24 protein-coding genes are annotated in these 22,162 nt (G+C 57.3%); 18 read left to right on the forward strand and 6 right to left on the reverse strand.

Annotation, left to right across the window (positions count from 1 at the left end):
• Window positions 1-118 precede the first annotated feature (118 nt).
• From U5L73_RS02445 to U5L73_RS02460, 4 genes are all read left to right on the forward strand, one after another.
• Entirely contained in the window at window positions 119-316 is a 198-nt protein-coding gene (locus U5L73_RS02445; protein WP_322560870.1) for a heavy-metal-associated domain-containing protein, read from the forward strand.
• A gap of 46 nt (window positions 317-362) precedes the next feature.
• Window positions 363-827: a Cu(I)-responsive transcriptional regulator gene (gene cueR, locus U5L73_RS02450; protein WP_322561917.1), complete on the forward strand. Its 465-nt coding sequence runs from the start codon at window positions 363-365 to the stop codon at window positions 825-827.
• Between the two features lie 49 nt (window positions 828-876).
• A complete protein-coding gene (locus tag U5L73_RS02455; protein ID WP_322560871.1) occupies window positions 877-1,524 on the forward strand; it encodes a Crp/Fnr family transcriptional regulator in 648 nt (215 codons plus the stop codon).
• 98 nt (window positions 1,525-1,622) lie between these two features.
• The gene (locus U5L73_RS02460) at window positions 1,623-1,814 is read left to right on the forward strand and encodes a DUF2892 domain-containing protein (protein ID WP_322560872.1); all 192 of its coding nucleotides are present in this window, start codon (window positions 1,623-1,625) and stop codon (window positions 1,812-1,814) included.
• 66 nt (window positions 1,815-1,880) lie between these two features.
• On the opposite strand, the gene U5L73_RS02465 is transcribed toward U5L73_RS02460, so the two are convergent.
• Together U5L73_RS02465 and U5L73_RS02470 are read right to left on the reverse strand one after the other, a co-directional pair.
• A complete protein-coding gene (locus U5L73_RS02465; RefSeq protein WP_322560873.1) occupies window positions 1,881-4,838 on the reverse strand; it encodes a DEAD/DEAH box helicase family protein in 2,958 nt (985 codons plus the stop codon).
• Window positions 4,835-6,862, reverse strand: a complete 2,028-nt coding sequence (locus U5L73_RS02470) for a site-specific DNA-methyltransferase (RefSeq protein WP_322560874.1) — start codon at window positions 6,860-6,862, stop codon at window positions 4,835-4,837. Before U5L73_RS02470 ends, U5L73_RS02465 begins: the two co-directional genes overlap by 4 nt.
• Before the next feature lie 126 nt (window positions 6,863-6,988).
• Between U5L73_RS02470 and U5L73_RS02475 the strand changes: the two genes are divergently transcribed.
• From U5L73_RS02475 to U5L73_RS02510, 8 genes are all read left to right on the forward strand, one after another.
• A complete protein-coding gene (locus tag U5L73_RS02475) occupies window positions 6,989-7,393 on the forward strand; it encodes a transcriptional regulator (RefSeq protein ID WP_322560875.1) in 405 nt (134 codons plus the stop codon).
• Between the two features lie 229 nt (window positions 7,394-7,622).
• A complete protein-coding gene (locus U5L73_RS02480) occupies window positions 7,623-8,654 on the forward strand; it encodes an ABC transporter ATP-binding protein (protein WP_322560876.1) in 1,032 nt (343 codons plus the stop codon).
• Window positions 8,655-8,725: 71 nt separating this feature from the next.
• Entirely contained in the window at window positions 8,726-10,006 is a 1,281-nt protein-coding gene (locus tag U5L73_RS02485) for an ABC transporter substrate-binding protein (protein WP_322560877.1), read from the forward strand.
• A 122-nt stretch (window positions 10,007-10,128) separates the two neighbouring features.
• Entirely contained in the window at window positions 10,129-11,049 is a 921-nt protein-coding gene (locus U5L73_RS02490) for an ABC transporter permease (RefSeq protein ID WP_322560878.1), read from the forward strand.
• Window positions 11,050-11,051: 2 nt separating this feature from the next.
• Window positions 11,052-11,939 carry an ABC transporter permease gene (locus U5L73_RS02495; protein ID WP_322560879.1) on the forward strand — a complete coding sequence of 296 codons (888 nt, stop codon included), beginning with the start codon at window positions 11,052-11,054 and terminating at the stop codon, window positions 11,937-11,939.
• A complete protein-coding gene (locus tag U5L73_RS02500) occupies window positions 11,936-12,652 on the forward strand; it encodes a GntR family transcriptional regulator (protein WP_322560880.1) in 717 nt (238 codons plus the stop codon). The genes U5L73_RS02495 and U5L73_RS02500 overlap by 4 nt, the downstream gene beginning before the upstream one ends.
• Before the next feature lie 5 nt (window positions 12,653-12,657).
• Window positions 12,658-13,392: an aspartate/glutamate racemase family protein gene (locus tag U5L73_RS02505; protein ID WP_322560881.1), complete on the forward strand. Its 735-nt coding sequence runs from the start codon at window positions 12,658-12,660 to the stop codon at window positions 13,390-13,392.
• A gap of 121 nt (window positions 13,393-13,513) precedes the next feature.
• Entirely contained in the window at window positions 13,514-14,059 is a 546-nt protein-coding gene (locus tag U5L73_RS02510; RefSeq protein WP_322560882.1) for a glycine zipper domain-containing protein, read from the forward strand.
• Between the two features lie 3 nt (window positions 14,060-14,062).
• Here the strand turns inward: U5L73_RS02510 and U5L73_RS02515 are convergent, their stop codons facing one another.
• Complete coding sequence (locus U5L73_RS02515; protein ID WP_322560883.1) at window positions 14,063-14,953, reverse strand: dienelactone hydrolase family protein; 891 nt, start codon at window positions 14,951-14,953, stop codon at window positions 14,063-14,065.
• Window positions 14,954-15,041: 88 nt separating this feature from the next.
• Window positions 15,042-15,977 carry a recombination-associated protein RdgC gene (locus U5L73_RS02520; protein WP_322560884.1) on the reverse strand — a complete coding sequence of 312 codons (936 nt, stop codon included), beginning with the start codon at window positions 15,975-15,977 and terminating at the stop codon, window positions 15,042-15,044.
• Between the two features lie 150 nt (window positions 15,978-16,127).
• Here U5L73_RS02520 and U5L73_RS02525 point away from each other — a divergent pair, with 150 nt between their 5' ends.
• The 3 genes from U5L73_RS02525 (at window position 16,128) to U5L73_RS02535 (ending at window position 17,725) form a co-directional block, all read left to right on the forward strand.
• Window positions 16,128-16,613 carry a Spy/CpxP family protein refolding chaperone gene (locus U5L73_RS02525; RefSeq protein WP_322560885.1) on the forward strand — a complete coding sequence of 162 codons (486 nt, stop codon included), beginning with the start codon at window positions 16,128-16,130 and terminating at the stop codon, window positions 16,611-16,613.
• Between the two features lie 84 nt (window positions 16,614-16,697).
• Window positions 16,698-17,510: a DUF2189 domain-containing protein gene (locus tag U5L73_RS02530; protein WP_322560886.1), complete on the forward strand. Its 813-nt coding sequence runs from the start codon at window positions 16,698-16,700 to the stop codon at window positions 17,508-17,510.
• On the forward strand, window positions 17,510-17,725 hold the full coding sequence (locus tag U5L73_RS02535; RefSeq protein WP_313874633.1) for a DUF2788 domain-containing protein: 216 nt from the start codon (window positions 17,510-17,512) through the stop codon (window positions 17,723-17,725). Before U5L73_RS02530 ends, U5L73_RS02535 begins: the two co-directional genes overlap by 1 nt.
• 7 nt (window positions 17,726-17,732) lie before the next feature.
• Here the strand turns inward: U5L73_RS02535 and U5L73_RS02540 are convergent, their stop codons facing one another.
• Window positions 17,733-19,292 (reverse strand): GGDEF domain-containing protein, encoded by a 1,560-nt coding sequence (locus tag U5L73_RS02540; RefSeq protein ID WP_322560887.1) that lies wholly within the window; start codon window positions 19,290-19,292, stop codon window positions 17,733-17,735.
• Window positions 19,293-19,782: 490 nt separating this feature from the next.
• Between U5L73_RS02540 and minC the strand changes: the two genes are divergently transcribed.
• Genes minC through minE form a run of 3 tightly spaced genes read left to right on the forward strand, consistent with a single transcriptional unit; the run spans window position 19,783 to window position 21,659 of the window.
• Window positions 19,783-20,547 (forward strand): septum site-determining protein MinC, encoded by a 765-nt coding sequence (gene minC / locus U5L73_RS02545; protein WP_322560888.1) that lies wholly within the window; start codon window positions 19,783-19,785, stop codon window positions 20,545-20,547.
• Between the two features lie 31 nt (window positions 20,548-20,578).
• Window positions 20,579-21,394 (forward strand): septum site-determining protein MinD, encoded by an 816-nt coding sequence (gene minD, locus U5L73_RS02550; RefSeq protein ID WP_313874636.1) that lies wholly within the window; start codon window positions 20,579-20,581, stop codon window positions 21,392-21,394.
• A gap of 4 nt (window positions 21,395-21,398) precedes the next feature.
• Window positions 21,399-21,659, forward strand: coding sequence for a cell division topological specificity factor MinE (gene minE / locus U5L73_RS02555; RefSeq protein WP_322560889.1), 261 nt, complete (start codon window positions 21,399-21,401; stop codon window positions 21,657-21,659).
• A gap of 5 nt (window positions 21,660-21,664) precedes the next feature.
• On the opposite strand, the gene U5L73_RS02560 is transcribed toward minE, so the two are convergent.
• A complete protein-coding gene (locus U5L73_RS02560; protein ID WP_313882256.1) occupies window positions 21,665-22,129 on the reverse strand; it encodes an Lrp/AsnC family transcriptional regulator in 465 nt (154 codons plus the stop codon).
• Window positions 22,130-22,162: the final 33 nt, after the last annotated feature.

Raw genomic sequence — 22,162 nt, forward strand, 5'->3', positions numbered from 1 at the left:
TCTTAATTGCGCCATTATTGCGCCACCACCCATGGCGCGCAAGCCAAACCCCACAGTGCTTGACCCTCCCACCATGGCAAGGTTCACAATACTTCGATTCACTATCGAAGGAGTCCCCATGAACCAAACCTTTACCGTCACCGGCATGACCTGCGGCCACTGCGAAAAAGCCGTCACCCGCGCCATCCAGGATGTGGACGCCCAAGCCCAAGTAAAGATTGACCGCAGCGCCAACTTGGTAGAAGTCGAATCCACCCAAGCCCGCGAAACCCTGGCTAAGGCGATAGCCGAAGAAGGCTATGCCGTCGCAGCCTGAAGGTGGGGTTTCGCCGCTGGGCCGCCCCAAGGCGAAACGCGCCCCCATGGGGGGCAGCGCAGCACACGAAGTGGCAAGCGTGGGGGCATCAACTCAACCGGTCAACATCGGCGAAGCAGCGCGGCAAAGCGGCGTGTCCGCCAAGATGCTGCGGCACTACGAGTCGCTAGGCCTGCTGGGAACAGTGTGTCGCACTGACAGCGGTTACCGCCTGTATAGCCCGGCCGACGTGCACACGCTGCGCTTCATCAAGCGCTGCCGCGACCTGGGGTTCTCGATGGCCGAGATTGGCGAGCTGGTGGGTCTGTGGCAAAACAAGCGCCGCGTTAGCGCTTACGTCAAAAACATCGCCCAAAAACACATGGACGAGTTGAGCGAGCGCATCGCCGCCATGCAGGCCATGCAGCGCACGCTGTCCACCCTGCTGCACTGCTGCCATGGGGATGACCGACCGGACTGCCCCATCCTCGATGATCTCGCAGGTAACATTAAGCCGCTATCTAATTCATAGCTACTCGCGCAAATTCCACGAGCGCTAGAGCACTAAAACACCACAATCTATGTCCACCGCCATCCTCAACCTGTACCCCGCGCTGGCCGATGTGTCGCCCGCCCTGACGGCACTGGGGCCGGAAGGGCACAGCATGACGGTGCCGGACCACACCGAGCTGTTCTCCGAAGGCCAGCCCTGCCAGGGCTTCCCGCTGGTCTTGCGCGGCGAGGTACGAGTAGCACGTCGTGCCAGTGACGGTCGCCACCTGGAGCTGTACCGCGTAGTGCCGGGCGAGTTGTGCCTGGTGAGCAGTGCGTCGCTGTTCCGCAGCCAGGCGCTCAGCGCACATGGCGTCAGCACCAGGGAGACGGAGCTGGTCATGATCAGCCCCGCCACTTTTGCCCAGTGGCTGGACACACCCGCCTTCCGCAACCTCGTGCTGGGCCTGTTTGCCGAACGCATGGCCGACTTGACCAGCCTGATCGATGCGGTGGCCTTCCAGAAGCTGGACCAGCGCCTGGCCAATGCCCTGGTGGGGCGAGGGCAGGACTTGCACCTCTCGCACCAAACCCTGGCCGACGAGTTGGGCACGGTGCGCGAAATGGTGACGCGCCTACTGCGCCGCTTTGAGCGGGAGGGCTGGCTGACGCTGGGACGGGAACATATCCACATCTTGAACAGCCAAGCCTTGCGGGCACAGGCCAGCGGGGGCTGAGCGCCATACTGACTGGATGAAGGCTGCGTGACCTAGGTCACATACTTCTATGGCCCAAGGGCGTCCAATCACTCCATACCAACCCAAGGAGTGATTCCATGAAAGCAAATGTCGGCGGTATTGACCGCATCGTCCGTATCGGCGCTGGCGCCGTACTCATCGGCCTGGCCGCCACTGGCACCGTGGGATGGTGGGGTTGGCTGGGCGCCGTGCCCCTGGCCACCGGCTTGATGGGTTGGTGCCCGCCGTATGCCATCTTTGGTTTCAGCACTTGCGCTGTCAAACACTGAATCCGCTATGAAATCAGGAGCCGACTGCGCATATTCCATGAGCGCCAAGACCTGATTTCATATGAATCAAAGCAAGCGTTCTTGCAGTGACGCATCCGCCAAAGGCCGCAGCCGCGCATAGTCCAGCAGCTCTGCCAGCCGCGCGCCTTTGCCCTGCCACTCGTAGACGACGTTTTCTGCCAGCAGCACGTAGTGCCACGGTGGGCCGCCGCGCTGCCCGGGCGTGAGGGCGTTGATGCGCTCACACCACGCCAGCGCTGCCTTGAGCTTGCGCTGCACGTTGGGGTGCGCCGTTTGCTGCTGCGCCTTGGTTTCTGCCAGGTACACCGCGTCTGCTGTGCGCACCAGAAAATCGGGGGAGTAGAAGGCGGGCAAGCCGTCTTCTTTCACATACCGCAGTCGGGCAAAGGTGTGGCGGTTTTCGCTGATCTTGCAAAACGCCTGCACCTGCGTGTCGGCCTGCGCCCAATGAATGAAAGCGCGCTCCAAGCCGCCGTTACGGGCAGGCCAGCCCAGGCGGGTGTAGATGCACTTGCTCACCTCCACCGAATGGCTCTCGCGCAGCATCAGCTTGGGCACTTCGCTCAAAGCTCGCAGATGCACTTCGGTCTGGCCGGTGGTGTGCTTTTGCTCGGATTCCAGCAAGGCCACCGCAAACACCTTGGTAATGTGGTCCACCACCGGCTGCAGCAGTAACACGCGCCAGTTTTCGCCCTCCAGCGGGTTGAAGGTGGCGCCAAATAAAGCGGTCCAGATGTAGTCGTCCAACCAGCCCGTCAGCTCCGCCGTGTTCACCTGTAGATACGGTTTGGCCAAATGGGTGGCAATCTTGTTGCCCTTGGGCATGGGCTCGCTCAGCGCCTGGCTGATGCGCCGGGTCAGGCGCGACAGGTATTCGTTGTAGCCACCCACATTCATCACCGCGCCGTCCACCCGGTAGTCGCCGAACAGCGTGGCGCTCTGCAGGTCCTGTGAGATAAAGGTGTCGCCCTTGCCCAGCATGCCGGTGAGTTGGTCCACACTCATAGTGGTAAATGTCGGCAGTGCCGATACGTCCAATTCATCATGGGCATGCAGTTCATCCGCCTCTTGCAGGATGAAGGGAATGCCAAAGTCAAACGCCTCAAAACCATCCCGCAGCTCTGCCGCCAGCACATCGCCGGTGCTGGAGGTGTCGTCGGTATCGTCTCCCGTGGTGCCTGCCAAGCCTTCGTTCAGCAGCTCGTCATAGAACGATTGGAACGCCGGGTGCTCCACGATGGACAGCACGTCGATCAGGCTGCCCGGCTCTTGCCCGGCGTTGATGCGCTCGCGGTTCTCGCGTTTCAGGTCGGTATATTCATCGTCGCGCCACATCAGGCGCAGGCCCCGGCCAATGGTTTGCTCCAGCAGAATCTGCGCCTGGCTGGAGCGCAGCGGCACGATGACGCAGATGTTGTTCACGTCAAAGCCCTCGCGCAGCATCAGCACGCTCACGATCACACGCGGAGTGGCATGGCTGTCTACACTGAACAAGCGCTCACGCACGGGCGCCCAGTCCTTTTCGCCCAACTCCGCCTTTTTGCCGGAGTCGATAGTCATCACCTCTTCGTCGCTTAGCCCTTCTTGCTCTTGCAGAAAGGCGGCCACCAGCGGCGACACGGTGGTGTCCTCGCACACCACCAGCATCTTGGGGTGCCGGTTTGGGTCGATCTTGGCAAAGTCGGCTTCCAGCTTGCGCAGCTTCTTCAAGCCTGCGCGCAGCATCACGCGCTGGCCCTCGCTCAGCGTGGGGTTGCCAGATTCATCGCGCTCGGCTTTGAACTCCAACGGCAGCGCGCCAATCTCTTTGCGCCGGTCCAGCACCAGAGACTTCACTAGTCCGGCGCGCATGGCGCTTTTCAGGTCAAAGTCCACCACGATGTGCGGGAAGTACAGCTTGCGTTTGTTCTTACCGCTGCCCACAGCGTTGTAAGGCGTGGCCGAAAAGTCCACCTGTACAAACCGCCGCCCCTTGATGGCGGCAATCCGGCTCAGGCTCTTTTGCCATTCCACCTCGGTGGTTTCGCCTTCCTTCTTGAATTCATGGATGTGGTGCGCCTCGTCGTTGAACACCATCAGCTCCGGCAAGCCCGCCAAAAACTCCAGCACATTGCCACGCGCATAGCGGCGGTCCAGCACGTCCAGGCTGTTGCCTGTGGCGCGACCCGGCGTGAGTGGCAGCACTGCATCCACCACCAAGTGCGGGTCCAGCGGCGCACCCAAGGCCTCCACATCTTCCACCGTGTCATCCAGCACATCGCCCTCGGCCAATAGATGCCAGTTGGTGATGGCAATCATGCCGTTGCCCGTAGCCTTGAGGCCAATCTCGGCTTTGCTGCACACATTGCCGCGCACAAAGGCAAATACCGCATCGCGGTAGGCCTCGGGCACAAACAGGTCGGCAAACTTGAAAACGTCCGAGGTGCTGAAGTCACGCCCCGTGCCGCCCGCAACGAGCTTGCCGCAAAACGCATCCAGCAGCCGCTCGTACACGATCAGCCCCGGCGCCACCACCATGAACTGGCGTGTAAACCGCGCATCGTTGATGCCTTCTGCCGAGGCAGCCGTCTTGTTCAGCAGCTGCCACACCATCAGCGCCTGCATCACCCAGGTTTTGCCTGTGCCCGTGGCCATCTCGAAGCAGTACTTGGGGTGGGCGTGTTTGGGTGAGGCCACCTCGTTCATGCGGTTTCCGGTCAGCAATGCATCGGGCGCGCAGGCCTGGTACAAGTCCAGTAGCGTCCAGTGCTCGCGTTCATGCCCCAGTACTTCGTGGGCCACGATGGCGTTCAGGATGGCCTGCTTTTGCCCGGCGTGGAAGTTAAGCCCCTGCCGGGCTAGCACCATGTCTTCACCAAACCACCACAGCAACAGCTCGGCGGTGGTCGGTGTCACCAATTCCAGAATGTCCGCCGCGCCAGACTCTAGGCCCAGGCACAGTTGCTGGGTCTTGGCGGTAAGGCCTGCGGCCAGGGCCAGTTGATCTTCGGCCTTGGCGCTCATGCGGCACCCACCATCGTCACCACCTCGGCCTCAAAGCCGAACACATCCACCACGCGTACGCACACCGTGCGCGGCCCGGCCTTTACAGGGGCTGTCACTGTCGCCGTAGTAACTACCCGCAGCGCATCGGCATCGTTGGCGGTGTTGCCCCGGTAGTCCTGCCAAACTGAGCGGAATACCTTGCCGTCGTAGTCTGGGTCCACCGCCCAGTACTCAATCAGGGCTAGGGGCTCGGCATTGGCAATCTGCTGCAGCTTGAGGCGGTTGGTGTCGTCCAAGTTGATGGCCTCGGGCGAGAGCAGCACATAGTTCTTAAGCTGTACGGTCAGGGTCTCGTTATCACCGTCAGGCTTGCGCGAAATGGGGTGGATGGTGAGGTACTGCAAGCTAGAGAAGCGCACCTGGCCGCGCAGCTTGTCGATGCCGCCTTTCTTTTTGAGCCGGTCCATCAGGTCGGGGGGAATCACCAGCACCTCAAGGCGCGAATCGTTGAGTGCAGTAATGGTCTCGCCAATGCTGGGCTCAAAGTTCCAACCTAACACCACCACTTTGTCCCAGCCGCCCAGCAGGTTGTCGCGTTGGGCGATGGCTTTTTTGAGCGTGGCCATGCCGGTGAGCTTGTTGGGCGAGTCGGCCAGCACCAGCGTCTTGCTGCCACGGCGCCCGCCGAACTCCAAGCCTGCAATTTGGCCCAAGTTGCGCTGCGGGTTCACGTCAGCAGGCAGGGGCAGTGCGCCGTAGAGCGAGAGCACGATGTGCGACAGGTCGCCAATGCGGAAGTCCCGGCCCAGTGTGGCCTTGGCGGCCTCCACTTGGTAGTCGCCAATGGCTTGGTACAGGAAGGGCTTGGCTTCTAGGTCGATCAGGCGCTTGCGCATGATCATGCAGGCGGGCTTACCGAGATCAGTGGTGATCCACCGACGATTCAGACTTTCAGCGACAGAGGCGGTAGTACCTGAGCCTCCGTTGAAATCTGCTACGAGGGCACCCTCTTTGGTTGACGCTTTAATAATTCGCTCTATCAAACTCTCAGGCTTTTGCGTCGCGTAATTTCGCGACTCCTTCGCAGAGTTGTTGATCTTGTCAATTTTCCAAACGTCATCTACGACTTTGCCACGTGCGAGTGACTCTTCCAAGTAGATTGCCGTTTGACGAGTTCCACCATCGCGGGTATCCAGCGTGTACTCACGCCCTGATTCATCTGTGTAGAGTTTTTGCTTACGAGTAGCAAGATACTCATCTTTCGATTTGTAGGGCTCTGCGTAAGACGCGAAAAATTGACCTTCAGTTTTTCCGTAGAGAAAGATTGTGTCGTGTCTCTTTTCGAAAGAATTCAATAAGGACTTGTTCCATCCGGAGTAGTGCCAAACAATTTCATTTCGAAATTGCTTTTTCCCAAACACCTCATCCAACACCAACTTCACGTAGTGCCCCACATGCCAATCTAAGTGCACATAGATGGAGCCCGTATCCGCGAGCAGCTCCCGCATCAGGATCAGGCGCGGCGTGATCATGGCGAGATACGACGCAGTGCCGTCGCTCCAGGTGTCGGAGTAGGCGAACTGCTCGATCACCGTAGGCTTTTGCTCCAGCTCCAAGCCCGGTAGCGTGACCTTGGTGCGGTAGTCGGCCTTGCTGTCAAAAGGCGGGTCGATGTAGATCAAATCGACCTTGCCGCGCAGGCTGGGCGTGGTGTCGTCGCCCGCAAGCAACGCGGCCATGGCCAACAGGTTGTCGCCATAGATCAGGCGGTTGGCCCACGGTGCTTCGACCTGCTCAGTACCCAGCAGCGGCTGCGCGCTCTCCAACAAGCTGCCCTGCCCCGGTGCAAAGACTTCACGCCGGTCGGCACGGGCTTGGGCCGTAATCCAGTCGGTGGCCGCCGCGTCTTTGGCGGGCAGCACCACTTCACGGGTTTGCAGGCTCACGCGGTGCCGGCTCTCAATGCTCTCTAGGATTTTTTCGGCTTCTTTGCGGCCCTGGGCCACGATCTCGGGGAGTTGTTCTAGTAGGGATTTGGGCATGGGTGTTGCCGCAGCAACCGGCCTCCCGCCGGACCACTGCGGTTGAGTGATTAATTCAACTAATGATTGAATTAATCGTACAACACTAAGTTGAACCGTCGTTCAACCGGAAACTACTTTCGCCGGATGGACAACAAGATTGAATTCGCCCAGCGTTTGAAGGACGGTATGGTGGCCGCGGGCATGGAGCCGCGGCCGGGCGTTTTGTTGACCCAGTTCAACACGCGGTACTGGGGACGCTCAGTCACGTTCCAAGCGGTATCACGTTGGTTAAAAGGCGAGGCGATTCCTGCACATGACAAGCTGCTGGTGCTGGCGGAAATTCTGAACATCGAACCCGAGGTTTTGCAGTTTGGCGAAGCGATACGCAAAACACTTCAAGAACGCAAACAGCGTTGGGAAGATGGCGTGGGCTATCTAGAACGCGAGACCTTTGATGCTTATTTACGCCTGGAGCCCAAGGCACGAAACACCGCCCGAGAGGTCATTCTGGCGTTAGCTACCGCACAAAAAACAAATCACGACAAATAAGCAACCAGAGTTCGCTATGAAATCAGGAGCTGCTTGCGCACATTCCATGAGCGCCAGAGGCTGATTTGACTCAGTAAAAGCGGGTAAAAGCTCTCCGGCTTGCACCAAAGCCGCGCGCACCGCTTTGCTCACAAGGCGTGTTGCACCGCACAATGCCGGTGCATTTTGTACACAATCTTTGAAAAACATTGTGTACAAAGCTGGCACGCGGTTTGCGTAAAGGTGTGGCATGAACGCCATCGCACCTGCCGCCATCGAAGTCATCGGGCTCACCAAGCGCTACGCGCAGGGCAAACCCGCTGTGGACAGCATCAATTTGCGCATTGCCAGCGGCAGTTACTGCTGCCTGCTCGGCCCTTCGGGCTGCGGCAAGAGCACCACGCTGCGCATGATTGCAGGGCACGAGTCGGCCTCTGACGGCGACATCCTGCTGGAAAACCGCAACATCACCGACCTGCCCGCCGCAGAGCGTGGCACCGCCATGATGTTCCAGAGCTTTGCGCTCTTCCCCCATCTGAGCGCCCTGGACAACGTGGCCTTCAGTCTCAAGATGAAAGGCGTGGGCAAAACCGAGCGCCACGCCAAGGCCAAAGACTTGCTGGAACGCGTGGCCATGGGCCATCTGGCAGACCGCAAACCGACTGAACTCTCGGGTGGTCAACAACAACGTGTGGCGCTGGCCCGGGCATTGATTACCCAACCTCGTGTGCTGTTGCTGGATGAGCCGCTCTCAGCCCTCGACCCCTTCTTGCGCATTCAGATGCGCGCCGAGCTGCGCCGCTGGCAAAAAGAACTGGGCCTGACCTTCATCCACGTCACCCACAGCCAGGAAGAAGCCATGGCCCTGGCCGACACCATGGTGGTGATGAACCACGGCGTGATCGAGCAGGTAGGCAGCCCGCACGAGGTGTACAACCGGCCCGCCAGTGAGTTCGTGGCCCGCTTCATGGGGGGTCACAACGTGATCGAGACGCCTGAGGGCAAGGTGGGCGTGCGCACCGACCATCTGCAGGTCGTACCCGAACACGAAGCCGAGCATGCTGCCCCGCACACCAAGATGGCGCTAATCACCGACGTGGAATACCAGGGCACCTACGTGCTACTGGGCCTGCAGAACCCGGGCACCTCAGTGACTGCATCCACCACCGCCGACATCTCGGTGATGTTGTCTGAATCCGCGTTTACCGCACGGCCCTATGCCGTAGGCGAGACCGTGCAGCTGCGTTGGGCGCCTGAAGCTGCGCACCCGCTTGCGCGCTGAACGCGCCACTTGTTTTTCCCTGTCTTCGCAAGAAGTTTTCAAACCCTCCGTAACCCACTAGGAGTTTTCTCATGGCTGACGATCTGAAAGACACCCTCACCAACGCCGCCCCCGTGCAGCGCCGCAGCTTGCTCAAAGGCACCGCCGGAATTCTGGCCGCTGGCATGTTCCCCGCAGTGCACTCTGCAGAACCCATCGTGCTGCGTTACCTGGGCACCGCCGTGAACCAGGACAAAGCCATTGGCGAAAGGTTTGAAAAAGACACCGGCATCAAGATCCAGTACGTGGCTGTGACCACCGATGACGTGACCAAGCGTGCCGTAACTGCGCCCAACAGCTTCGACCTGATCGACACCGAATACTTCTCCCTGAAGAACATCGTGCCTACCGGCAACCTGAAGGGCATCGACACCAAGCGCATCAAAAATGCGGACAAGATCACCACCCTGTTCACCACCGGCATGGTGGCCGGCAAGGCCGTGGGCGACCAGGGCACGGCGCCGAAGAAGACCATCTTCCTGGAAGGCGAAAAGAGCAAAGTGTTTGCCAAAAGCCCCACGCAATTCATGTCCATCATCCCCACCGTGTACAACGCCGACACGCTGGGCATCCGTCCTGACCTGATCAAGCGCCCGATCTCGTCGTGGGCCGAGTTGATGAACCCCGAATTCAAGGGCAAGGCCGCGATTCTGAACATCCCTTCCATCGGCATCATGGACGCCGCCATGGTGGTGGAAGCCATGGGTATCTACAAATACCCCGACAAGGGCAACATGACCAAGAAGGAGATTGATATCACCATCAAGACCCTGATTGAAGCCAAAAAGCAAGGCCAGTTCCGCAGCCTGTGGAAAGACTTCAACGAGTCCGTCAACCTGATGGCCTCCGGCGAAGTCGTGATCCAGTCCATGTGGAGCCCCGCAGTCACCGCCGTGCGCACCAAGGGCATTGCCTGCAATTTCCAGCCACTGAAAGAGGGCTATCGCGCGTGGGCGTCCGGCTTCGGTATTCCATCCACACTGTCCGGCCGCAAGCTTGATGGCGCCTACGAGTTCATCAACTGGTTCTTTGACGGCTGGGCGGGTGCTTACCTGAACCGCCAGGGCTACTACAGCGCTGTGCTGGAAACCGCCAAAGCCAAGATGGAAGCCTATGAATGGGCGTACTGGATGGAAGGCAAGCCTGCCAGCCAGGACATCAAGAGCCCGAACGGCGACGTGCTGGCCAAGAAGGGCGAAGTGCGCGACGGCGGTAGCTACGAACAGCGCATGGGCGGCATCGCCTGCTGGAACGCCGTGATGGACGAGAACGCCTACATGGTCAAAAAATGGAACGAGTTCGTCGCGGCGTAACTTGTGACCCACCCCTGACCGGGCTCACTGCGTGTAGCCCGTTCCCCCCTCAAGGGGGCAACACCAGCGGTCTGGCAAAGCCAGTCCCGCGGTGTTCCCGGACATCACAAACCAACTGACTTATGAGCACGAACACATCACCCCCACTTCCGGCGGCATCTGCCCCGGGCCGCAGCCTTGCGGCCTGGTGGCAGGCTTTGCCGCTCACCACGGTGTTTGCGCTCTTCTTTTTGATTCCATTAGCCCTGGTGTTGATGGTGAGTTTCTGGGACTACAACCAGTACGAAATGCTGCCGGGCTTTACCTTCAAAAACTATATCTCGGTGTTTGAAGGTTGCCTCTCGCGCAATGAATACGGCGACTTGTGTGTCACCCTCAAGACCTACTTGTCGACCTTTAAGTTTTGCTTACTAGTCTGGGCTCTGACCTTGGTGATCGGGTTCACCGTGTCGTATTTTTTGGCCTTCCATGTGAAGTCCAGCGGCATGCAGGTGGTGCTCTTCGTCATTTGCACCATCCCGTTCTGGACGTCTAACGTGATCCGCATAATTGCCTGGGTGCCGCTGCTGGGCCGCAACGGCTTGGTGAACGACACCCTGATAAGCGCGGGCTTGATGGAGACACCGGTGGAGTGGCTGCTGTTTTCTGACTTTTCGGTGGTGCTGGCTTTTGTGCACTTGTTCACCACCTTCATGATCGTGCCCATTTTCAACAGCATGATGCGGATAGACCGCAGCCTGCTGGAGGCCGCTAACGACAGTGGCGCCAGTGCCTGGCAAACCCTGTGGAATGTGATCGTGCCACTGTGCCGCACCGGCATCATCATCGGCTCCATCTTTGTCATCACCATCGTGATGGGCGACTTTGTGACCATCGGCGTCATGGGCGGGCAGCAGATTGCATCGGTCGGCAAGATCATTCAGGTGCAAACCTCTTACCTGCAGTTTCCACTGGCGGCGGCCAACGCAGTCGTGTTGCTCGCCATCGTGCTCATGATCATCTGGGCCTTGACCCGTATGGTCGATATCCGCAAAGAGCTGTGACCATGACCCACGACAAACGCACTCCGGCTTTCTGGCTACTGGCCGCTTTTTTCGGTGCCTACGTTTTGTTCTTGTACGGGCCGATGTTGGTCATCGTTGTCCTGAGTTTTCAAGGCCCCGAGGGTGGACTGACATTCCCGATGCGCGGGCTGTCGTTGCACTGGTTCCATAAACTGGCTGAAGGACTTGGCGTTGTGGATATCGGAGCGGCCTTGTATCGGTCCCTCGGATTGGGCCTGGTCGTGATGGGTTTCACGATCGGATTTTCCGTGCTCGCAGGTCTGGCATTTCGTAAGAAGCTGCGTTTTGCCAACGTGCTGTTTTTTACCGTAGTGGCGAGCTTGATCATGCCGTCCATCATCGTGTCGCTAGGGATCGGCCTGGAGTTCCGCCTGCTCGATTCCGGCATCAAAAAAGCACTTGAGTGGGCGGGCATGGAAAGTAGCTTGGAAACCTATGGCACCGCCTTAGGTATCTACACCTCGGCACTGGGCGCCCATTTGACCTGGACCTTGCCTTTCGGCTTGCTGATCATGTTCGCCATCTTCAACCGCTTCAACCCTGCTTATGAAGAAGCCGCCCGCGATCTGGGTGCCACGCCGTGGCAAACCTTCCGGTACGTGGTGTTGCCGCTGATAGCGCCCTCGGTAGTCGGTATAGGGATGTTCGGCTTCACCCTCAGCTGGGATGAAATTGCCCGCACCTCGCAAGCGATCGGCGATGTGAATACCCTGCCCTTGGAGTTACAAGGCCTCACCACCACCGTGACCACACCGTCTATCTACGCGCTGGGCACAGTGACCATGGTGGTATCGTTTCTTGTGATGGGACTGGCCGTGGGGCTGTCCACCCTTTTGGCTAAACGCCAGCATGCAAAGCGGGACACATGAGCGATTTTGTAGCACTGACCGAGAACGAGATCTACGAGCGCATGGTCGCCACCATCCTGGACCACCGGCTACCGCCCGGGACCAAACTCATTGAAGAAAAGCTGGCCAGCGCCTTCGGCGTATCGCGCACCCGTATTCGGCCAGTGCTGGTGCGCTTGGCGAACGAACAAATCGTGACGCTGACACCCAACCGCGGCGCCATGGTCGCGCAACCCACTGAAAAAGAAGCGCGCGAAGTCTTTGAGGTGCGCCGCATGATCGAGCCTACGCTCATCGAATGTTTTATTGTGAGCGCCACTGCGGACGACATTGCTACCCTCAGTCAGTGCATCGACGACGAGGAAGCAGCACGGGCCAGTGGCGACATGCGCCGTGCCATCCGACTCTCGGGCGACTTTCACCTGCACATTGCCAACGCCTCGGACCATCAGACGCTGGGGCGCATCTTGCGGGAGCTGGTGTCGCGCACCTCGTTGATTTTGATGACTTACAGCGATAACCATGTGCAGGCCAAAGCAGAGGCTACCTCGTGCGGCTGCCAGGAACACCGTGCCCTGCTCGACGCCATTCGCTTGCGGGACCCGCGTGAGGGCGCTCGCCTGATGCGTGAGCATCTTGCATTACTGGAACAGCAGCTGCAATTCAAAGAGACGGTCGAAGACGCACCGGATCTGCTCTCTCTGTTTGGCGGCACCGGCAGCAGGGGTACCTGATCGCAATGCGACGCTTGCTGGTTATCAACCCGAACACCACCGAGTCTGTCAGCGGACTGCTGCAAGGCCATGTGCAAGGTATTGCTGGCCCGGGCGTCCGCGTCGATACAGTGACGGCCCGCTTTGGTGCGCCCTATATCGCCTGCGAAGCCAGCTATGCCGTAGCTGGTCACGCGCTGTTGGATGCATGGGCTACAGATCAATGTGCCGCGCCTCATGCGCTACCGGATGCGGTACTGATTGGCTGCTTTGGCGATCCTGGGCTTTGGGCCCTGCGCGAGGCCAGTGCTGCGCCGGTGACCGGACTGGCGGAGGCTTCATTTCTTCAAGCACGTCGCCATGGTGGCTTTGCCGTTGTCACGGGGGGCGCCAAGTGGCGACCCATGTTGGAGCGCCTGGCATGGGGATTGGGTGTCACTGAGCAATTGGTCGCTATCCACACTGTGGCGCCCAGTGGGGTGGAGCTGGCTAACAACCCGACGTCTGCAATTGCGCTGCTGGCGCAAGCCTGCCAAGAGGCTGCCAAAGACATCTCGGTGAAAACAGTCGTATTGGGCGGCGCAGGTCTGGCGGGTATGGCGGCGCAAGTGCAACCTTACGTGTCGCTGCCCATCATCGACAGTGTGACGGCGGGTACCGAGTACGCGCTCTCCGTCCCAATGCCTAGCGGCGCCACCAACCGGTTTGCAGTGCAATGGCGCCACGTATCCGCAGAGTTAAGCGCCCTCGGCCAGACGTAAGCAAGTAACCACAGGTGTAAAGACCTGTAATCCGCGTCATCCCGGCAGACATCCACGCGTTGAAAGTGCATAAACCGTTACTTTTAACGGTACGGGCCTCGCCCCTTGTTGCATGTTGAACTTGTCTACCCTCCGTCGTGCCTTGACACATTCCCGTTGGATGGCGGTCCCCCTGATGGCCGCAGCTTTGTGTGCGGCGCCACTGTCGCACGCCAATGACTGGACGCCCATCCTGGGCGGTGGTGCTGGTGCAGCGGCTGGCGCTGTGCTGGGGCAAAGTGTCGGTGGCAAAAGCGGCGCAGTGATTGGTGGTGCTATCGGCGGCGCAACAGGTGCGGCCGCGACCTCGCCCGGACGCAATCAGAGTGGCGCCATGATTGGCGGTGCGGTCGGTGGTGCTGCCGGTGCAGCAGTGGGCCAATCGGTCGGTGGCCGTTCAGGCGCCGTGGTGGGGGCTGGTATTGGCGGCGCTGCGGGCACGGGTATCGCACGCGGCATGAACGACCATGCACAAGCAGAGCGTTATGCACAGGGTGGCCCTCGCCACCCGGGTTACCAATCCGGCTACCGCGATGATGACCGTGGCTACCGCAAAGGCTTTGGCCATCACAAGCCGCACCATGGCCACCACGGCAAAGGCCGCGGCCATGACCGGTTCCGCGACTAACCCTTAGCTTTTCAACGTCTGGCTGAAGAATGCCAAGGTGCGTTCCCACGCCAGCTTTGCAGCAGTCGCGTCAAAGCGAGGCGTGGTGTCGTTGTTGAAGCCGTGTTGGGTTCCGGCGTATTGGTGCGCGGTGTAGCGCGCGCCAGCTGCCTTCAGGGCGGCTTCATACGCGGGCCAGGCAGCATTGATGCGCTCGTCCACCCCAGCAAAATGAATCAACAAAGGCGCTTTCACTTTGACGGCATCCTCTGCCGCCGGGTGGTTGCCATAAAACGGCACGGCCGCTGACAGGCCGGGCAAGCGCACAGAGAGCGCGTGTGCCACACCGCCGCCATAACAAAAACCCACGGTGCCAAGCTTGCCGGTGGAATCCGGGTGCGCTTGCAGCCATTGCGCCGCTGCCACAAAATCTTCGGCGGTTTTCTTTTGGTCCAGTGTTGCGAATAGTGCTCGAGCCTTGTCCTCGTCGCCAGGGTAGCCTCCCAATGGGGCGAGTGCATCTGGCGCTAGAACCAAATACCCCTCAAGCGCGACGCGGCGGGCAATGTCTTCAATGTGCGGGTTCAGCCCCCGGTTTTCATGCACCACCAATACGACTGGCAATTTGCCGGTCACGCCTGCAGGCCGCACCAGATATCCCTTGACCGTGCCGTAACCAGCGGCAGATGGCAGCTCCACCGTGCTGGTCAGCAGGCGTTTGTCATCTTTCGGTACTTGCTGTGCCGCCGCAAAGTTGGGGCTGAGCGCCGCCAACAAGCCTGCTGCCGTTAAACCACCGACTGCAAATTTCTGCGCTTTCTCCAGAAAGCCCCGCCGGTCCACGATGCCATGCACATAGGCATCAAACAGAATGAGCAGTTCTTGGTCAAAGTCTTGGGCAGTTTTGCGTGACATGCGGTCTCCCTTTTAAAAGCGACAGCGTAGCCGAGCCCGGCAGTGTCTGGGCCGCCGTCAGTCGGAAGCCCCTGTCTGCGTCGCGCCTTTATGGGGCAACAGGCATGCCCGGCATAGAGCCCAAGGGAACTTCACCGCCCAGTGCTTCCATCAAGTCGGGAATCAGCTGCGATAGCTCACCGGTAGAAATCACAACGTCGGCATCAAAGTTGTCTTCTTTGCGGTCGCCTGCGGCTTTGGGCGAGTCTTCAAACACGGTATCCAGAAAAGTCACTTTCTTTAACTGCAGGGCCTCGGTCAACACGAAAGAGACGCGGTCGTTCCATGTCATGGCCAAACGGGTCGGCATCTTTCCGAGTGCGATGTGTTGGCTCACCTCTTCGGTGTCCAATGGGTGGCGGGTATAGCGGACCACGGCCTTGGATTCATCAGACGCCTTGAGCTCACATTCGCGGTCTACCGAGAAGTCAGGGGGAGACTCGCGGGTCGACAACCAAACCGCCATCGCTGCAGCTGGAGAAATTTGGGTGTTCACTAATTGCACCGCAAAACCGGGAACGGCCTTGATCAGCGCAGTCATGACCTCATCCGCCTTGCTCTGGCTGCCTGCATCCAAAACGAGTAGGCCGTCTTTGGGATCGATCCAGACACCCACGCTACCCTGCTTGGTAAATGCCATTGGGAGCAAGGTCAAACGGGCTTCGTCCCGCAGTTCACGCACCTCTTTTTTACCGGGCTTGCGGCCAGTGCTCACCTCGATCTGTGCGACTTGTTCTTCCACCTTGCGCTTGACCACCGAACCGGGGACCGACTTCACTTCCATCATGAGTTTGAGTACCCATTGCCCGCCGACCACCTCCACCAACGGACCATGGGCTTGACCACGCGGCTCCACCCAACCTACAGACTTTTCTTGACTGGCACCGCACTCGACAAAGCGGTCCGGTTGCAAAGCGTCTTCTAAATCAGCCTGGGTGACAGACCAGGGTGACGCCAAGCGGTACACGATCACGTTTTTAAACACACAACACCTATCGATTTGTTAATGGAGCATTTTCACGCATCTTTACAAAGCACCATGCTTCCTGCACATCGCAGTTACATGGCCGGACCACACTTACTCTCAACCTGAACGCGATTCCCGCTACCAGGTGCACCACTCAAGGACAAACCTATGAAACCCGCATTCAAAACTTTGGTAGTTGCAGGCTTGTTGGCAACGGCTGGCTTTTCAGTGATGGCACAAAAGCACGGAAATCCTGATGAAGCCATGGGCGGCCGCCCGGGCATGCACCGGATGGATCCCGCAAAAATGGAAGAGATGCACGCCAAGCGCAGCGCTGAACTGAAAGACAAACTCAAGATCACCGCGGCCCAAGAGGCTAACTGGAACACGTTCTCCAATGCCATGAAACCCGCAGCACGGGCCGACAAGCCCAAAATGGACCGCGCTAAATTGGCCAAGTTATCGACCCCTGAACGCTTGGACAAGATGAAAGCTATGCGCACAGAGATGACCAATGAGCACAACAGCCGCATGGAACAACGCGACCAGGCCGTAAAGACCTTTTACGCTACTCTGACGCCAGAGCAAAAGAAGATTTTTGACACCGAATCATCCAAGCACAAGGGCGGACGCGGCGGGAAGTCCAAGCACTGATCTTCTGAAAGCTTCCGTTTTCAACCATTGAATTGATTTTCGTCAATCGATGACGGGGAGGGGTGCCATAGACTGGTTTGCACTATGGCCCCAACCCCCATTTCTCGCATCACGATTCGCCAAGTGGGTTTCTTACAACCCTTGGCCTGGCTGGCTATGGGATGGCGGGACCTGCACAGGGCGGGAATCGTCAGCCTGACCCATGGACTGGTACTGACGTTTATCGGAGCCGTGATTGTGGCCTTTGCACGCCACCAATTTTGGCTTCTGGCGGGGGCACTGAGTGGGTTTCTCGTCATTGCACCGGTTCTCGCCACTAGCTTGTACGCACTGAGTCGCGTTCTCGAGCGGAATGAGCCTGCAGATTGGGGCGTAATTTCTCAAACCTGGCTGAATTGGCAAGATCAGCGGCTGAATCGTTGGGGTGAAGATTACTGGCGCATGCTGCGCTTCGGCATCTTGCTGGCCGGTGCTGCAACTACCTGGGTATTGACGTCGGCAGCACTCATTACCTTGTTTGCACCTTCGCCAGTTCACTCGCCCATAGACTTTGTCCGCTTTGTCATATTGGCCAAGGATGGCTGGCTTTTTGAAGTCTGGATGGCCTTGGGTGCGGTGCTGGCTGCCCCAATGTTTGCATCGACTGTGGTCGCAATGCCTTTGCTACTGGACCAACAAGTCACTCTCAAAACCGCCATATTGACCAGCTGGCGGGCCGTCCTGGAAAACCCTGCAGTCATGGCGTGGTGGGCCGCCCTGATTATGGGCTTCACCTTGCTGGGATTGGCCTCCTTACTGCTCGGCTTGATTCTGGTGATCCCCATGCTGGGCCATGCCAGTTGGCATGCCTATCGGGATTTGGTGCGGATCGAGCCCTTGTCTGACGAGGCGCCTTGATGCTGGGTTTTTCCGAAGAACAGATTGCCACTTTCGGACTCACGTTCGGAGTAGGCGCCTTTATTCTCTACATGCTGTTCATCATTGCCCAGCTGGCTTGGGAGTCAAAAGCCGGAAAGTTTGGCACCTTTGTCCTTTTCCTCGGGCTCGCCTTCGGCATGGTGGGTTTTATCGCCAAATTCCTGATTCAGTGGTTTCTTACTTCAGCACTGTGAAGCCGCCTCAAGCGCCGAGCACCCGGTTTTTACCGGCTCTTTTGGCAAGGTACATCGCCTGATCCGCACGACGTATCGCCTCAGCCGGTGTTTCACTCTCGGTCATTTGGGCGACCCCGGCACTGAAGGTGATCAACACCTTCTCGGTACCGGCCAGAAAGAACCGTTTAGTCAATTCACGCTGCAGACGGGTCATGGCCTCGATTCCCTTGTCGAGCACCGTATCGGGCAGCAAGATCACAAACTCTTCGCCACCGTATCGGGCCAGAGTGTCTTGCGGTCGCATGCATTCACGCGCGACCGTGGCCAAATGGGTGAGCGCGATATCGCCCGTAGCGTGGCCCATCGTGTCGTTGAGCTTCTTGAAGTTATCAATGTCCAACAGTGCCACACTCAACACACTGGCATTCCGCTTGGTGGTTGACACCTCACGAATAAGCGCTTCGTCGAGACCCTTGCGGTTCAAAGCCCCTGTCAATGCATCATGGCGGGCTTGCAGACTCACGCGGTCCAACTCTTTGTGCAGCTTGGCCAACTCCACTTCGGTTTGCTTGGCGCGCTCTTGCATGGCCCCCAGCTGTTCGCGCGACATCTGACTCTCTTGCGCCATACCGCGGGTGGTACCCACCACATCTTTCAAAACAGGCGCAATGTCTGACAAGTTTTTGGCTTGCTCAATCAGGCGTGCACTTTCTTCCAATTTGCCCTGAAAACTACCGGTGGATTGGGTCATCTGGGCCAAGCGCTCGATAAAGGTCGCCAGCATGGTGCGCATTTCGTCCTGCGCCTTCAGCATTTTGAATTTGGCATCCTTCTGCTTGAAGATCACATCGTTGAGCAATCGCTCCAGCTCATCGATCCGGCGCAAGCTCAGAGGTGGCGTGGACACGCTGATCAAGGCATCCATTTGGCCTTTGAGCCATTGCTCATCAATGCTGAGTTCGCCGATATTGACGAAAACCAGGTGCAAAAGCTTGAGCAAGCCATTACGAATTTCTGCCTGATCCTCGGCTGCAAAGGACAAGCGATGGCTGTATGCAGAGAGTAGGTTTTTAAGCGTCAATGCCTCAGCCTGAGGGTCACGCATCGCTTGCAGCAACTGCTGTGTTTGCTCGCGGAATCGGGCATCGTCAGTATCAAGCGCAGGTTGAGCGTATTCGATCAAACGCGCTATCTGCACAAAAAACTCGCTGGTCAGCGCTGCCGGATTGGGGGTCGCAGCCCCATTCGCACTCTCTGCGCCGGCCAGTGGAGCGCTACCTGATGAATCTGTTGCCACTGTCGACACAAAACCACCATAGCCCACCAAGGCTGTTTTCACACCATCCCAGCTCAAGCGATCAATCGCGTAGTCCAACAAAGCCTTTTGCTTTTGCTGCCCGGGCGTTTTAAGTGGCAAGGAATGCGATAGATCCCGGAGGAAATCCGCCGGGAACGGTTGTATGGACGGAATACCAGCGATCTCGTTGTAGACCGACTGGTAATTCGCAGGCGTAGGTACCAGCTTTCTGGCGGTGAGTTGCTTCAGCGTTTCTCTGGCAATTTCAAAAGAACGTTTTTCGACCATGCGCAATTCTCTCTTTGACCCACGCCTGTACCAAGCGGGACCTCATTGTCGTTCGAATGGATGGAGAGACATCTCTCCGCTTCGCCATTGTCACTCAGACCGCGAACCTTCGATGAGAATAACTCTGTGTATAAACTTCACAACAACTCAGAGTTATCCACAAAATTTTCGAAAAACTCGAAGTTATTCAAGGTTTGGGTACAACTCAAAAGCAGAGTCACGCACAAGACTGAGAATACCGTAAGTTATTGATTCATATAGTGAAAAATTGCTTATCCACAGAAGAGGGCAATCCTTATCTACTACTACTATTTTGAATTTAAAGAATTAAGACAATAGCAAGGAACTTTTTTTCCACTTTTTTGAGCTCGTTTTTTTTTATGAAAAAAACTTGTGTACATCTGAAATTTCGTGATCGAATCTGCTCAAACCGCACCATCGATCAAGTAAGATTTGCGTATTCGAATCCGTTCAGTACTTACAACCCTCCATGCCAGTTACTCCTGCAGCGCAAACGCGTCAGACGTTTGAAATCAAAAGCGCTCAAATGAATCTGGTTGCTTTGCTGGTGAAGTCGGCAAATCTGGAGGAGTTGTCAGAAGAACTCGCGAAAGCTTTTGGAGCTGCAGGGGAAACACCAGATTTTTTTGACAACGATGCGTTAGTCATTGATTTCTCACAGGTTCCAGACAATGAGCAGCCACGAGATCTTGTGGAATTCACCGGATTTCTCAAAAGCTGTCGTTTAACGCCTGTAGCTGTCCGTGGGGGACACCCTGCTTGGAAAGAGTTCGGCCTGAAAGCCGGTTTGGCAGAAGCGGAACAGGACGTGCAACTAAGCAAACAAGTTGCCAGACCGGTCGCAGTCAAAGAAACCGTCATTCAAGAAGTGATCCGGGAAGTACCCGGGCCTTCAACAATGGTGGTCGACAAACCTTTGCGATCCGGACAGAAAGTCTACGCAAGAGGCTGCGATCTTGTGGTGTTAGCTATCGTCAACCAAGGCGCTGAAGTGGTCGCTGACGGTAACATTCATGTATATGCACCCTTGCGTGGCAAAGCCATGGCAGGTGCGCGTGGAAATACCAAAGCACGAATTTTTGCTTTGCAATTGGAACCTGAACTGGTGTCTATCGCCGGGGTGTACCGCACCAGCGAAAATCCTTTGCCCAAAGACATCCACGGAAAAACTGCCCAGATTCGCTTGAGCGAAGATGGGCAAGAAAAATTACTGATTGAAGCCCTCAAGGCTTGATGTTCCACACCTTTTGAAAGATTTGCTTTTCATGACCAAGATCATTGTTGTCACATCCGGTAAAGGGGGCGTTGGAAAGACAACGACCAGCGCAAGTTTCGCAACAGGTCTGGCGATGAGAGGCGCAAAAACCGCGGTTATTGACTTTGACGTGGGTTTGCGGAATCTGGATTTGATCATGGGTTGCGAACGCCGCGTGGTGTACGACCTGATCAATGTGATTCAGGGAGAAGCGAACCTGAACCAGGCGCTCATCAAAGACAAGCAGTGCGACAACCTTTACATCCTGGCAGCTTCGCAAACCCGGGATAAAGACGCACTGACCCAGGAAGGCGTGGAAAAAGTTTTGAAGGACTTGTCCGCTTTGGACTTCGAATTCATCGTGTGCGATTCACCCGCCGGTATTGAAACCGGTGCACTCATGGCGATGCATTTTGCCGATGAGGCCTTGGTGGTTACCAACCCTGAAGTGTCTTCAGTCCGCGATTCCGATCGTATTTTGGGAATGTTGTCGAGCAAGACCAAACGCGCCATGGAAGGCGGAACGCCCATCAAAGAGCATTTGTTGATTACCCGCTACAACCCTGCGCGAGTCGATCAAGGACAAATGTTGTCCTTGGACGATATCCAGGACATCTTGCGTATTCCTTTGATCGGCGTTATTCCCGAGAGCGAGTCTGTTTTGCAGGCATCGAACCAAGGCGTTCCTGCTGTTCACATGCAAGGCAGTGATGTGTCAGAGGCTTACAAAGACGTGATTGACCGTTTCTTGGGCACTGACAAGCCGATGCGTTTTACAGAAGCACCCAAACAAAGTCTGCTGAAACGCTTGTTTGGAGGCAAGTAAGGCCATGTCACTTCTTTCCTTTTTGCTTGGTGAAAAGAAAAAAACAGCAAGTGTTGCCAAAGAGCGTTTGCAAATTATTCTTGCCCACGAGCGCAGCGGCCGCAATGCCGCCGAACCGGATTACCTGCCTGCGTTACAACGTGACTTGGTCGCCGTTATCAGCAAATACATCCATATCAATCCGGATGACATCAAGGTAAATCTGGAGCGCCAGGACAATCTGGAGGTTTTGGAAGTCAAGATCGAACTGCCTGACGCTCGTTAAGCGATTCAGGTCACCGGCAGCGCGGTTCTGTCGATGACGCGGCGCAAGACGAAACTGGAGTGCACACCGGTAACGCCGTCGATACGGGTGAGCTTGTTGAGCAGCAAGGCTTGGTAATGGTCCATGTCCTTGACGGCAACTTTGATCTGGTAATCCGCATCTTGTCCGGTGATCAACAGGCACTCCAACACTTCCGGCAGGACTGCAACACTGGCTTCGAAGTTGGCAAAACGCTCCGGTGTGTGCCGATCCATGGAAATGTGGACGAGTGCTATCAGCGATAGGCCCAGCTTTTTCGCGTCCAGCATCGCCCTGTATCCCAGAATCAAACCAGACTCTTCCAAAGCGCGGACGCGTCGCAAACACGGTGATGGAGACAAACCAATGCGGTCAGCAAGGTCCTGATTGGCAATACGGCCATCTACTTGGAGAATTTCCAAAATTTGCTGGTCATAGCGATCGATATTCATTAGATTCCAATTTTTCTTTGATTGTTGAAATAT

Origin of the sequence: Rhodoferax sp., assembly GCF_034520025.1 — a bacterium.
In the GTDB taxonomy this organism is placed as follows: domain Bacteria; phylum Pseudomonadota; class Gammaproteobacteria; order Burkholderiales; family Burkholderiaceae_C; genus Allorhodoferax.